Source organism: Arthrobacter sp. 05L428, from assembly GCF_056397665.1.
Genome location: NZ_JBFTNW010000005.1, coordinates 202,643 through 215,650 on the forward strand (window position 1 = coordinate 202,643; position 13,008 = coordinate 215,650).

Below are 13,008 nucleotides of genomic sequence, written 5' to 3' on the forward strand. Positions count from 1 at the left end.
TCGACCGGAGACGGTGCCCCCGCGGCGCCCACGGGCGGCAATGACGCGCCCCGGCCCCGTGGCGGCGACACCGGGCTGCCTGCCCCCGCTGCGCTCCCGCCGACCCCAGGGTCGGGGTCCGGCAGCGGTTCCACGTCCAGCGGGCCTTCCGGCGCTGCTGCGTGGACGCCAAGCGCGTTCTTCCTCATCCCACCAATGGGCACCGACCCCATCAGCGGCCCGCTACAGCACGTCCATCCTGCTGTCGCCGCCGATCCCGGATCTTCTCCTGACTAGTAGGGCCGTCCTCTGCCACTTTCCTGCGCAGAGCACGGTCCTTCGGGCTGCCACGCACGCCCGCCACCAGTCATTCAGGAGATTTCCCCATGGACACCACCGTCCGCGACCGGATACCCGGCACCAACGCTTCGCCTAGGCGCGCCGTCTCAGCGCTCCTCGCGTCCGGTCCGGCCCCCACCCATCGCGCATCCCTGCGGCAATGCCCACGCCGGCTGCTGCGCCCGACGCCGGCGCAAGCTCCGCCCGCGGGACGGCCACCGTAACGCGTGGCCGCTCCCGTCCAGGTCTATTGCCGCCGGAGCGAAGTCGTTGGGTCCGCTGGGGGATTCAACGGCCTCGCAGGCTCCGGCGGCACCCCCTCCCTTCGCGAGAAAGGTGAAACCGCCACCACAGACGACAGCTGAACGATGCGGCCCGTGCCGGAACCCGATACCCGCACCCGTATTATTCTTTAGGGACGCCACCGCGGCGCCAGGACGAAAGACGGGGAACATCGTGGACGCTTTACCCAGTGAGGTCACGACCGAGATCCTGAGCGGCCGCTACCGTCTGGGCGAAGTGATCGGCCGGGGCGGCATGGCGTCCGTGTACTCTGCCCGGGACGAGAACCTGGGCCGGGACGTCGCGCTCAAGCTCTTCGCCCCGCAATCCGCGGAGGCCGATGAGCTCAAGCGCCAGCAGGCCGAGATCGAACTCCTGGCCACACTGAACCATCCGAGCCTCGTAACGCTCTTCGACGCCGGCACGGACACCCGGATCCCGGACGAGCCCAGGCCCTTCCTGACCATGGAACTGGTGGAGGGCCAGGACCTCCGGAGCCGGATCCGGCACAGCGCGGTCCCTTACGACGAGCTTGCCGTGATCGGCGCGGGACTCGCGGATGCCCTCGCCTACGTCCACTCCCTCGGAATCATCCACCGCGACATCAAGCCGGCCAACGTCCTGCTGGTGCAGGTCCGACCCGGAGAACCGCTGCGGCCAAAGCTGACCGATTTTGGCATTGCCAGGATCGTCGACGGGACCAGGCTCACCGCCACCGGAACGATGGTGGGAACGGCCGCCTACCTGAGTCCGGAGCAGGCCCGCGGCGCCGACATGGGCCCGGCCAGCGACATCTACTCGCTGGGACTGGTCCTGCTGGAGTGCATCAAGGGCTCCGTGGAGTACCCGGGAAGCGCCGTCGAGTCGGCAGTGGCCCGGTTGCACCGCGCCCCCGTTGTTCCTGACGCGGTGCCGGCCGAGTGGGCCCAGCTGATCCGGGCCATGACCGCACTGGACCCCCTGGACCGCCCCGCGGCGGCCGACCTGGAGGCTGCGCTGCGCCAGGCCCTGGTCTCCCCCGACTCCTTGCCGGGCCTGCTGGCCGAAGAACGGACCAGGGTACTGCCCGCACCGCCCGCCAGGCCGCCGCGCTCGGCGACGGGAGTTCGGGACTTTGTCCAGGACACAGCTCAGGACCCTGTCCAAAACACAGCGGCGGGCTCGGCCGGCCAGGCCCCGGGCATCAGGCCCGGAACCCGCCGGCACCACGCACTGACCCCAGACGACGCCCCGGCGCGCCGCGCAGGCGTGCTGGCCCGCCCGCTCGCACGCTTCCGGCAGGCCCGACTCCGCACGAGGATCGCCGTCGTCCTCGCCTTGGTGGCGCTCCTAGCGGCAGCCGCCGTCGCCGTCTCCCTCACTGTCCCCCAGCCGCCCGCCGTCGTGCCCTATCCGGCCGTCTCCGGCGATTTGGGCGAGCACCTGAAGCAACTGCAGAAGAGCGTGCAACCATGAATGCCACTGGCAAACCGCGGTGGAACCTGGCCATAGCCGGTCCGCTGCTCACCGCTGCCCTGATCGCAGGGTCGCTCACCGGATGCGGCGCTCCTCCCGAGCTGGACGGCACGGCTGCACGTCAGCTCCAGTCCCAGGTCCTGGCGGTGACCGAGGCCGCAGCCACCAACGACTCCGCCGGCGCATTGAAACTGCTGGACGAACTGACGGCCAGGCTCGACGCGGCGGCAGCGGACGGACAAGTGTCCTTCAAACGCCACCAAAGCATCAAGGCGGCCATCGATGCCGTGCGCGCCGACCTCACGGCCAAGCAGGCGGCGGCCGAAAAAGCCGCCCGGGATGCGGCGGCGGCCAAGAAGGCAGCAGCCGACAAGGCTGCGGCGGCAGCCAAGGCAGCGGCGGCAGCAGCAGCCGCGAAGGCGGCCGCCGCGGCCCAGGCAGCGGCGGCGCCGGCTCCCGTGGCGCCTGTCCCCGTAGTGAAGAGCAAGCCCAAGGGCAAGGGCAAGGGCGGCCACTGACGGCGCGCGGACTTTCACAATTAGCCGGATCCGGCTAGCTTGGTCAGTCAGGCCGGAAACGGCCTGACTGACCCAACCGCTGTCCGAGCACTTGTACCAACCTTGTATCCGTCCCTTGCAACGACGCGCAGGCCGCAGCCTGCCAGCCGAAGGAGTGAAAGCAAGCATGGCAACAGTCCAGGAATCCATCGCCGTCAACGTCCCCCTGAGCCAGGCCTACAACCAGTGGACCCAGTTCGAAGACTTCCCGCAGTTTATGAGCGGCGTCGACGCCGTCCAGCAGCTCGATGACACCACCGTCCACTTCCAGACCAGCATCGGCGGGGTCAAGCGCGACTACGACGCCAGGATCACCAGCCAGGACCCCGACCGGCAGGTGTCCTGGGAAAGCCTGGACAGCCCCCGAAACGCCGGCACCGTGCGCTTCGCGGAGCTGGGACCGGCGGAGACCCGGGTCGACGTCGAACTCAGTTGGGAGCCCGGCACTGCAGCCGAGAAAATCGGCGCTGCGGTCGGGCTGGACTCCCGGCAGGTGGGGGCGGACCTGCAGCGGTTCAAGAAGTTCATTGAGGGCCGCGACTTTGAGACCGGCGCGTGGCGCGAACGGGTCAACAGCGGGGAAGCGGGCGGGCTGACGCCGGTGACCGACCCGGAGTACGACGTGCTGGGGACCGGAGCGCCGCTGGACGCGGACCCGGATCTGGCAACCGAACCGGCCAGCGAGGCCGGCGGCGACCGGAGGATCTCCGACCGCTAGGCACTCGCCGGCCGCCACGGTCCGACGACGGCGGGACGCACCGCCGTCGTCGGCCGGACATGGACCGGCCGGTTGCTTAAACGCCGAACGGCGCACCGGGAACTCCCGGTGCGCCGTTCGCGTTGTGCGGGCTAGCCCAGCAGGGACAGCACTTCGCTGAACTTGGCCGAGGGCCGCATCACGGCGGAGACCTTGGCTTCGTCCGGACGGTAGTAGCCGCCGATGTCCACCGGGGATCCCTGGACCGAAAGCAGTTCGCCAACGATGGTTTCCTCGTTGGCGGCCAGGGCGTCCGAGACGGCGGCGAAGGCCGCGGCCAGCTCGGTGTCGTCGCTCTGGCGTGCCAGCTCGTCGGCCCAGAACTTGGCCAGGTAGAAGTGGCTGCCGCGGTTGTCCAGCTCGCCGGCCTTGCGCTTCGGGGACTTGTCCTCCAGCAGGAACGTGCCGGTGGCGCGGTCTAGGGTGTCCGCGAGGACCTGCGCGCGGGCGTTGCCCGTGGAGGTTGCCAGGTGCTCGAAGCTCACGGCGAGGGCAAGGAACTCGCCCAGGCTGTCCCAGCGCAGGTGGTTTTCCTTGAGCAGCTGCTGGACGTGCTTCGGGGCCGAGCCGCCGGCGCCGGTCTCGAACAGGCCGCCGCCGTTGATCAGCGGAACGATCGAGAGCATCTTGGCGCTGGTGCCGAGCTCAAGGATCGGGAACAGGTCCGTGAGGTAGTCGCGGAGCACGTTGCCGGTGACCGAGATCGTGTCCTCGCCCTTGCGCAGTCGGGCCAGGGTGAAGGCCGTGGCCTCGTCCGGGGACATGATTTCGAGCTGCAGGCCCTCGGTGTCGTGGTCCTTGAGGTATTCCTCGACCTTGGCGATCATCCGGGCGTCGTGCGCGCGGCCCTTGTCCAGCCAGAACACGGCCGGGGTGGCGGAGGCGCGGGCGCGGGTGACGGCGAGCTTGACCCAGTCGCGGATCGGCACGTCCTTGGTCTGGCAGGCGCGCCAGATGTCACCGGGGGCAACCTGGTGTTCGATCAGGACGGTGCCGGCGTCGTCGACCACCTGGACGGTGCCGGCGGCCTGGATCTCGAAGGTCTTGTCGTGGCTGCCGTATTCCTCGGCGGCCTGGGCCATCAGCCCGACGTTCGGGACCGTACCCATGGTGGTCGGGTCGAAGGCGCCGTTGGCGCGGCAGTCGTCGATGACGACCTGGTAGATCCCGGCGTAGCTGCTGTCCGGGAGGACGGCGAGGGTGTCGGCCTCCTGGCCATCGCGGCCCCACATGTGGCCGGAGCTGCGGATCATGGCCGGCATCGAGGCATCGACGATGACGTCGGAGGGAACGTGCAGGTTGGTGATGCCCTTGTCCGAGTCGACCATCGCCAGCTCGGGGCCGTCGTTGAGGCCCTTCTGGATGGCGGCTTCGACGTCGCCGCGGATCTCTTCCGGGAGGTCCTCGAGGCCGTTGAGGATGGAGGCGAGGCCATTGTTGGGGCTCAGGCCGGCCGCGGCGATCTGATCGCCGTAGGTGGCAAAGAGGTCCGAGAAGTAGGCCTTGACGACGTGGCCGAAGATGATCGGGTCGGAGACCTTCATCATGGTGGCCTTCAGGTGTGCGGAGAAGAGCACGCCTTCTTCCTTGGCCCGGGCAACCTGGGCGGCGAGGAAGGTGTCCAGGGCGGCGGCCCGCATCACGGTGCCGTCGATGACTTCGCCGGCCAGCACGGGGAACGCCCGCTTCAGGACCTTGACCGTGCCGTCTTCCTTGACCAGCTGGACCTTGAGGTTGGTATCCGCCTCAATGACCACGGACTTCTCGTTAGAGCGGAAGTCGTCGGCATCCATGTGGGCGACGTTGGTCTTGGACTCCGGGGTCCAGGCGCCCATGCTGTGCGGGTTCTTCCGGGCGTAGTTCTTGACCGAGAGCGGCGCACGGCGGTCGGAGTTGCCTTCGCGCAGGACCGGGTTCACGGCGGAGCCCTTGATCTTGTCGTAGCGGGAGCGGATGTCCGTCTCCTCGTCCGAGGCCGGGTTGTCCGGGTAGTCCGGCAGGGCGTAGCCCTGGCCCTGGAGCTCGGCGATGGCGGCCTTCAGCTGCGGCACGGAGGCGCTGATGTTGGGCAGCTTAATGATGTTGGCCTCGGGCTTTTTGGCGAGCGCGCCCAGTTCAGCCAGGGCGTCGCTGACGCGCTGCTCTTCGGTGAGGTAGTCGCCGAAGACGGCGATGATGCGGCCGGCTAGCGAAATGTCGCGGGTCTCCACTTCCACACCGGCCGTCGACGCGAATGCCTCGACAATCGGCAAGAACGAATAGGTGGCCAGCATCGGCGCTTCGTCGGTGTGGGTATAGATAATCTTGGCCATTGCTCGGGCGTCTCCCTGAAAGTCTGCGGATATCCGGAAATCTTGTGTTATCTCAACGGCTCTAACTTACCCGAGGTGGCCCCATTGGCGCCTATCCGGGACGGGCTCCGGCGCCCCCGTGACTCGTGCAGCCGGCCTAACCCTGCGCGAATCTGCTGTGACAGTTGTTGACAAAGTTCTTTACATGTTCGTCAAGTTGACGTAGTTTCTAACCCATCACAGCGGCCCGCACCCGCAGGCCGCCCCGCATTCCTCCCGGTTAGGACACCCATGAGAACACCCAAGACTCTGGCCACCAGCCTCTTCAGCCTCTCCGCCGCGGCCCTCCTGGCCATCTGCGCGGCCGGCGGCGCCACCGCCTCGACCGTTGCGGCGCAGGACAAGAAGGCTCCCCAGGTGGCCAGCCAGTCCGTCGACGGCTCGCGGGCCGCCGACTACTGGACGCCCGAGCGTATGAAGTCGGCCATTCCGGGCGACGTGCTGGCGGACAAGGCTCTGGCCCGCGGGAACAAGTCCTCCGCCGCCACCGTGGAGAAGGGTGCCAGCACGCAGATCTCCGGCAAGGCCGCCAAGGGCAAGACCACCCTGCACGCCGACGAGTCGCCGATCTCCAACATCGGCAAAGTGTTCTTCACGATGGGCGGCAGCAACTACGTCTGCTCCGGCAACTCGGTAACCTCCACCAACAAGAGCACCGTCTCCACCGCCGGACACTGCGTCAACGAGGGTCCGGGGGCCTTCGCCACCAACTTCGTCTTCGTCCCCGCGTACCTCAACGGCGCCGCCCCGTACGGCAAGTGGGCTGCCAAGGCCCTCTACACCACGACCCAGTGGAGCTCGGCCGGCGACATGCAGTACGACACCGGATTCGCCGTCGTGTCCCCGCTGAACGGACAGAACCTGTCCGACGTCGTCGGCGCCTCCGGCGTCCAGTTCAACGCAGCGCGCGGCCTCACCTACAAGTCCTACGGCTACCCGGCCGCGGCGCCCTTCGACGGCCAGTCGTTGAAGAGCTGCACCGGCCCGGCCTCCGATGATCCCAACAATCCCCAGTTCAACGCCCAGGGCATCCCTTGCGACATGACCGGTGGATCGTCCGGCGGCCCCTGGTTCATCGGTACCAGCTCCTCCGGCTACCAGAACTCCATCAACAGCTACGGCTACGGCAGCCGCTCCACCGTGATGTACGGCCCGTACTGGGGCTCGGTGATCCAGCAGGCCTACAGCACCGCCGCAGCCGCCTAAGAACCCCACCCCCAATACGCCCACACCCTAGGAAAGGAATAGGGCAACGCGGGGTCACTTGCCACCCTCCCCCTCGACAGGGCGGCAAGTGACCCCGCGTTGCTGTGTGCTGGTTCCTGAGCCTGGCCTCCCACCGGACATGCCCATCGCTCAGACCACCCGAGGGACATGCCCATCGCTCAGACCACCCGAGGGACATGCCTATCGCTCAGACCACCCGCCGGACATAACCCCTATGTGTCCATTCGTGGGTTCCAAGGATGGGCATGTCCGTCAGGCCTGGAGGTCTTGCCCGGTCCGAACTGCGAAGGATGGACATGCCCGTCGGCGATGCTCCTTGGCGCTCCGAGTGGACATGCCCGCCGCACGCGCCGGCCAGTGGACATAATCCGCATATGCCCGCTCCTTGGCGCGCAGGATGAGCATGTCCCGCGGCCTCAGCTCCCTGGACCCCGAAGCACACCAAAGACAGCACAAAAATGGACATGCCCTCCCGGAAAGGAAGGGCATGTCCATTCTTGGTGGCAGCAGTTGAGCATGTCCCCTAGTGGAAGAAGTGCCGAGCTCCGGTGAAGTACATCGTGATGCCGGCGGCGTTGGCTGCGGCGATGACTTCCTCATCGCGGACGGATCCGCCGGGCTGCACGACGGCGCGGACGCCGGCGTCGATCAGGATCTGCAGGCCGTCGGCGAACGGGAAGAACGCGTCCGAGGCTGCAACGGCGCCGCGGGCCCGTTCCGGAGCGCCGGCGGCATCGGTGTTAGATGCCCCGCCGGCACCTTCCACATCGGACTCCACCGTGACACCCAGGGTGTTGGCCCGCTCGACGGCGAGACGGCAGGAGTCGAGCCGGTTGACCTGTCCCATGCCGATCCCGACGGCGGCACCGTCGGCGGCGAGCAGGATCGCGTTGGACTTGGCCGCGCGGCAGGCCGTCCAGGCGAAGGCGAGGTCGGCCAGGGTGGCGGCGTCGGCGGCCTCTCCCGCAGCGAGCGTCCAGTTGGCCGGGTTGTCGCCCTCGGCGTCGACCTTGTCCGTGGCCTGGACCAGCATGCCGCCGGAGACCTGGCGGAACTCGGTCGGGTAGCGGCCGTAGCCCTCGGGCAGGGTCAGGAGGCGGATGTTCTTCTTCTTGGAAAGGATCTCCACGGCCTCGTCCTCAAAGCCCGGCGCGATGACGACCTCGGTGAAGATCCCGGCCACGGTCCGGGCCATGCCGGCGGTGACGGTGCGGTTGGCCGCGATCACGCCGCCGAACGCGGACACCGGATCGCAGGCGTGGGCTTTGGCGTGGGCGTCGGCGATCGGGTCCGCCGCGGCGGCGGAACCCACGGCAACGCCGCAGGGGTTGGCGTGCTTGATGATCGCAACGGCGGGCTCGGCAAAGTCGAACGCGGCGCGCAGGGCGGCGTCGGCGTCGACGAAGTTGTTGTAGCTCATCGCCTTGCCGTGCAGCTGGTCGGCCTGGGCGATACCGGCCGGGGCAGCCTTGTCCACATACAGCGCGGCCTGCTGGTGCGGGTTTTCGCCGTAGCGGAGGACCTCGGAGCGTTCCAGGGCCAGGCCGGCGTAGGCGGGCCAGTCGATCACGCCGTCGCCGTCTTCATCCAGGAACTGGCTGGCGGTCCAGGTGGCCACGGCGGTGTCGTAGGACGCGGTGTGCGCGAACGCCTTGGCGGCGAGCCGGCGTCGGGTCTTCAGGTCGAAGCCGCCCGAGGAGGCCGCCTCCACGACGGAACCGTAGGAGGCCGGGTCCACCACGATCGCGACGGCGGCGTGGTTCTTCGCGGCCGACCGCACCATCGCGGGGCCGCCGATGTCGATCTGCTCGACGACGTCGTCCTGCGCGGCGCCGGACTTTACGGTCTCCACGAAGGGGTAGAGGTTCACGACGACGAGGTCGAACGGCTCGATCGACATGTCCTCGAGCGTCTTCATGTGCGCCGGGACGCGGCGGTCGGCGAGGATGCCGCCGTGCACGCGCGGGTGCAGGGTCTTGACGCGGCCGTCCAGCATTTCCGGGGAGCCGGTGACTTCTTCGACTTCCTGCACCGGGATTCCGGCGGCGGCGATCTTCTTGGCGGTGGAACCGGTGGAGACGATCTTGACGCCGGCTTCGTGCAGGCCCTTGGCGAGCTCCTCCAGACCGGTCTTGTCGTAGACCGAGATGAGGGCCCGGCGGATGGGAACACGGTCGATGGATACACGCTCAAGCTGCGTAAAGCTCACAAAAGTCTCCGTCTTATATCGCGGCGCGGCCGCGGGTGGTGGGGATGCGGCCAGTTTATCGCGTCATGGCTCTCTGCATCCCCGCCGGGAGCCAGCGCGCCCGAGTGTGAAGCTTCACCGCTGGCGCGCGCCGGGACGTAGAGTTTTCCCAGGAGGCGAGATGAATACTTACACCACTGTGCCCAGCGGCGAACAGGTGGTCCAGGAACTGCCGTGGCGGTGGAAGGTCCAGGGCCGGATTTTCCTGATCGGCGGCCTGGGCTTCATGTTCGACGCCTGGGACGTCACGCTGAACGGGATCCTCATTCCGTTGCTGTCAAAGCACTGGTCCCTGACCGCTGGCGACGCGGCCTGGATCGGCACCTCCAACCTGATCGGCATGGCCGTGGGCGCCTTTGTCTGGGGCACCATCGCGGACACGATCGGGCGCAAGAAGGCTTTCACCGCCACCTTGTTGATCTTCTCGGTGTTCACGGTGCTGGGCGCCTTCTCCCCCGACTTCCTCTGGTTCGTGGCGTTCCGGTTCATGGCGGGCTTCGGCCTGGGCGGTTGCATCCCGGTGGACTACGCACTGGTGGGCGAGTTCACGCCCCGCAAGCAGCGCGGCCGGGTCCTCACCGCGATGGATGGCTGGTGGCCGATCGGTGCGGCGCTGTGCGGGTTCGTCTCGGCCGGGCTGATCGCCGCCTTCGCCGACTGGCGGCTGACCATGCTGATCATGGTGCTGCCCGCGCTGCTGGTGTTCTGGATCCGGCGCAGCGTCCCGGAGTCGCCGCTGTTCCTGATCCGCAAGGGCCGCCGCGAGGAAGCCGCCAGGGTGATCGACGACCTGGTCGCGGCCACCGGCGCCGAGGCCCGGGTCTACAGCCTGCCCGAACCCCAGGACGCGCCCCGGCTTTCCGCCGGCAGCGCCTGGACCCAGTTGCGCGCGCTCTGGCAGTTCAATTGGAAGATTACGACGGCGGCCTGGGCTTTGTTCTTCAGCATCCTGCTGGTCTATTACCTGTCGTTGACCTGGATGCCCCGGATCCTGATCGGCGCCGGCTTCGAGGAGTACAAGGCGTTCCTGACGACGGCGTCGATGGCCGCCGTCGGCCTGCTGGGCGTGGTGGTCGCCGCGCTGCTGGTGGAGCGGACGGGCCGCAAGTGGATCCTTGCCATCACCGGCCCGCTGTCGGCGCTGACCCTGGTGATTGTCGCCGTCGTCGTGGACATCCCGACGGCGGCCGTGTTCTGGCTGCTGGTGTTCGGCTTCGTGGTGCAGGTGGCGATCCCGGTGCTGTACGCCTACGTGTCGGAGCTCTACCCGACCGAGCTGCGCGGCTCGGGCTTCGGCTGGGCCTCGACGTTCTCCCGGCTCGGCGCCGGGTTCGGGCCGTTGATCTTCGCCACGTTCCTGTGGCCTGAACTGGGGCTGGCCACGTCCTTCGCCCTGGCCGGCGGCCTGGTGTTGATCTCGGTGCTGTGGATGGCGTTCTTTGCCCCGGAAACCAAGCAGCGCCGTCTGGAGTAGCTTTCCCGCCGCCGCTCCCCCGCCGGCCCGGAACGCCGAAATGCCCTATCCCTTTTGGTTGTCCTGAGGGTCTCAGAAGCACCACAAGTGATAGGGCATTCGGGGGGTGTGGCTACTGGATGCAGGTCGCGTAGACCGTCATGGCCGTAGTTGTCCGCTGCGTTACGGTCCAGCCGGTAGGCGTCCCGCCGGTCATGACGGGCTGGCTGACAACAGCGCCGTTGTTGCCGGTGGTGGAGCCCAGCGAGTAGCCGCCCGAGACGGCGGTCCTGCCGGCCGGGCAGTTGACCTGAACCACGAGCGTTGAGCCGCTGTTCGACTCGACAGTCACGCTGGTCGACGCGGCCGCCCCGGTGGCTCCGGTGGCTCCGGTGGCTCCGGTCGCACCTGTGGCCCCCCTGGCACCGGCCGGTCCAACGGGGCCGATGGCTCCGGTGTCGCCCTTTTCGCCCTGCAGCCCGGTGGCGCCTGTTGCACCGACGGCACCGGTAGCTCCGGTCTCGCCCTTCTCGCCCTGGATGCCCTGGGCACCGGTCTCGCCGGTGTCGCCCTTCTCGCCCTGGGCTCCGGTGGCTCCCATGGCGCCGGCCTCGCCGGTATCACCCTTGTCGCCCTTCTCACCCTGGGCTCCGGTGGCGCCGGTATCACCCTTGTCGCCCTTCTCGCCCTGGGCTCCGGTGGCTCCCATGGCGCCGGTGGCGCCGGTGGCGCCGGCCTCGCCTACGAGCCCCTGGATCCCCTGCGGGCCGGCGATCCCTGGGATCCCCTGCGGGCCGGCAATGCCCTGGATCCCCTGCATGTTCCAGGAGATGGCGGTTTCCTTCTTCAAATCGCACGTTTGGCCGGCTGCCAGCACCCGGAGCTGGCCGCCGTTGTTGATGTTGTAGCAGCCGCTGATTTCGCCGGTGCCGGACGTCGTCGAAGCGGCATAGGCGGCAGAAACGGCGCCCGTTCCGAGGACGAGCGCCGCAGTAAGGCAGAGAACCTTCGGGCTGGTTTTGGCAAAGCTGAACTGTGACACGATGGACCCCCAGGGACGCAAGAGACGAATGAGACTGCGTCAGACTATGGCCCCGGACGGCCCCTCAACCGGCGGCGAGATACCCGATTTTCGCCAGTCACTACCCGACTTATTCGCGGAGTACTCGCTTTTGTCGAGCCGACTACTTGGTTGGGTATTTCCCCGTCGAAAAACGGCTGTCGGCGCCGCGTCGGGAGGGCCCAACTGCCTCGCAGTTGTTGTCGTTTTGAGGGCTCAAAACGACAACAACTGCGAGCTAGTTGGGGGTCTTAGCTCCCGCGGCGAGCGACTTCAGGGTCGACACCAGCAACCGCCGCTCTACCGTCTTGATGCGCTCGTGCAGGGTGTCCTCGGTGTCGCCGTCGTCCACGCTCACGGCTTCCTGGGCGATGATCGGGCCGGTGTCGACGCCCGCGTCCGCCCAGTGCACCGTGCACCCGGTGACCTTCACGCCGTAGGCCAGGGCGTCGCGGACGCCGTGCGCGCCGGGGAAGGCCGGCAGCAGCGCCGGGTGGGTGTTCAGGTACTTGCCGCCGAACGCGTCGATGAAGTCGGCACTGACAATCCGCATGAACCCGGAGGACACGACGACGTCGGGCCGGTAGGCGGCAACGGCTTCGGTCAGCGCGGCATTCCACGCGGCCCGGTCCGGGTAGGCCTTGAAATCCACCACGAAGGTCGGGATCCCGGCGGCCGCGGAGCGCTCCACCCCGTACGTTCCGGGCCGGTCGGCGCCAACGGCGGCGAGTTCCACGTCCAGCTCGCCGGCCCTGACGGCGTCGATGACTGCCTGGAGATTGGAGCCGGTGCCTGAGACGAGGACAACTATGCGCATTGACTTAGCTTATGGGGCCACTCGCGTACGCTGGAAAATATGAATTCCCCCCAGGACCCCGGCGGAGCCCAGCGGGGACAGAATCCCCGGAGCGAAGCGGCCAAGGCATCGCTGCTCCGGACGCACAACCTGTTCCGCGCGTTTATCGTCACGGTGCTTGGGGCGTTCTTCGTCTTCCAGCTGGACGTCAGCTACCTCTGGCTCACCGCAATCCTTACCGCGGCCGCACTGGTGCTCGGCATCGTACTGCTCGTGCGTGCGGCGAAGCTCAAGGAATCCCGCCTGGTGCTGTTCGGCACCATCTCCGGTTTGGTGGTCTCCGCGGTCATGGTGCTGATGGTGCTGGCCTCCGCGGTGTTCTTCAACCAGATCCGGGACTACCAGCAGTGCGCCCGCCATGCCCTGACCCAGCAGGCTGCCTCGGCGTGCCGGACCCAGCTGGAGAATTCGCTGCCCACGCAGCTGCGCTAGCGCCGGCCACCC

The 13,008-nt window shown here is 68.0% G+C and carries 10 protein-coding genes; 6 read left to right on the plus strand and 4 right to left on the minus strand.

The annotated features are described in order from the left end of the window. Window positions 1–771: 771 nt before the first annotated feature. From AC1DH3_RS11775 to AC1DH3_RS11785, 3 genes are all read left to right on the plus strand, one after another. Complete coding sequence (locus tag AC1DH3_RS11775) at window positions 772–2,055, plus strand: serine/threonine-protein kinase (RefSeq protein WP_476909393.1); 1,284 nt, start codon at window positions 772–774, stop codon at window positions 2,053–2,055. Continuing rightward, window positions 2,052–2,573, plus strand: a complete 522-nt coding sequence (locus AC1DH3_RS11780) for a mucin-associated surface protein (RefSeq protein ID WP_476909374.1) — start codon at window positions 2,052–2,054, stop codon at window positions 2,571–2,573. Before AC1DH3_RS11775 ends, AC1DH3_RS11780 begins: the two co-directional genes overlap by 4 nt. Window positions 2,574–2,739: 166 nt before the next feature. Further along, window positions 2,740–3,330 carry an SRPBCC family protein gene (locus AC1DH3_RS11785; protein ID WP_476909375.1) on the plus strand — a complete coding sequence of 197 codons (591 nt, stop codon included), beginning with the start codon at window positions 2,740–2,742 and terminating at the stop codon, window positions 3,328–3,330. 131 nt (window positions 3,331–3,461) lie between these two features. Here AC1DH3_RS11785 and AC1DH3_RS11790 read toward each other — a convergent pair whose 3' ends face one another. Continuing rightward, window positions 3,462–5,681, minus strand: coding sequence for an NADP-dependent isocitrate dehydrogenase (locus AC1DH3_RS11790; protein ID WP_476909376.1), 2,220 nt, complete (start codon window positions 5,679–5,681; stop codon window positions 3,462–3,464). 270 nt (window positions 5,682–5,951) lie between these two features. Here AC1DH3_RS11790 and AC1DH3_RS11795 point away from each other — a divergent pair, with 270 nt between their 5' ends. Then, window positions 5,952–6,926: a trypsin-like serine peptidase gene (locus AC1DH3_RS11795; protein ID WP_476909377.1), complete on the plus strand. Its 975-nt coding sequence runs from the start codon at window positions 5,952–5,954 to the stop codon at window positions 6,924–6,926. Between the two features lie 544 nt (window positions 6,927–7,470). Here AC1DH3_RS11795 and purH read toward each other — a convergent pair. Further along, window positions 7,471–9,156, minus strand: a complete 1,686-nt coding sequence (gene purH, locus AC1DH3_RS11800; RefSeq protein WP_476909378.1) for a bifunctional phosphoribosylaminoimidazolecarboxamide formyltransferase/IMP cyclohydrolase — start codon at window positions 9,154–9,156, stop codon at window positions 7,471–7,473. Between the two features lie 160 nt (window positions 9,157–9,316). Between purH and AC1DH3_RS11805 the strand changes: the two genes are divergently transcribed. Then, window positions 9,317–10,669, plus strand: a complete 1,353-nt coding sequence (locus AC1DH3_RS11805; RefSeq protein WP_441418546.1) for an MFS transporter — start codon at window positions 9,317–9,319, stop codon at window positions 10,667–10,669. A gap of 112 nt (window positions 10,670–10,781) precedes the next feature. On the opposite strand, the gene AC1DH3_RS11810 is transcribed toward AC1DH3_RS11805, so the two are convergent. Then, complete coding sequence (locus AC1DH3_RS11810; protein ID WP_476909379.1) at window positions 10,782–11,690, minus strand: hypothetical protein; 909 nt, start codon at window positions 11,688–11,690, stop codon at window positions 10,782–10,784. A 256-nt stretch (window positions 11,691–11,946) separates the two neighbouring features. Beyond that, a complete protein-coding gene (gene purN, locus AC1DH3_RS11815) occupies window positions 11,947–12,525 on the minus strand; it encodes a phosphoribosylglycinamide formyltransferase (protein WP_476909380.1) in 579 nt (192 codons plus the stop codon). A 39-nt stretch (window positions 12,526–12,564) separates the two neighbouring features. Between purN and AC1DH3_RS11820 the strand changes: the two genes are divergently transcribed. Next, complete coding sequence (locus AC1DH3_RS11820) at window positions 12,565–12,996, plus strand: hypothetical protein (protein ID WP_441418549.1); 432 nt, start codon at window positions 12,565–12,567, stop codon at window positions 12,994–12,996. Window positions 12,997–13,008: the final 12 nt, after the last annotated feature.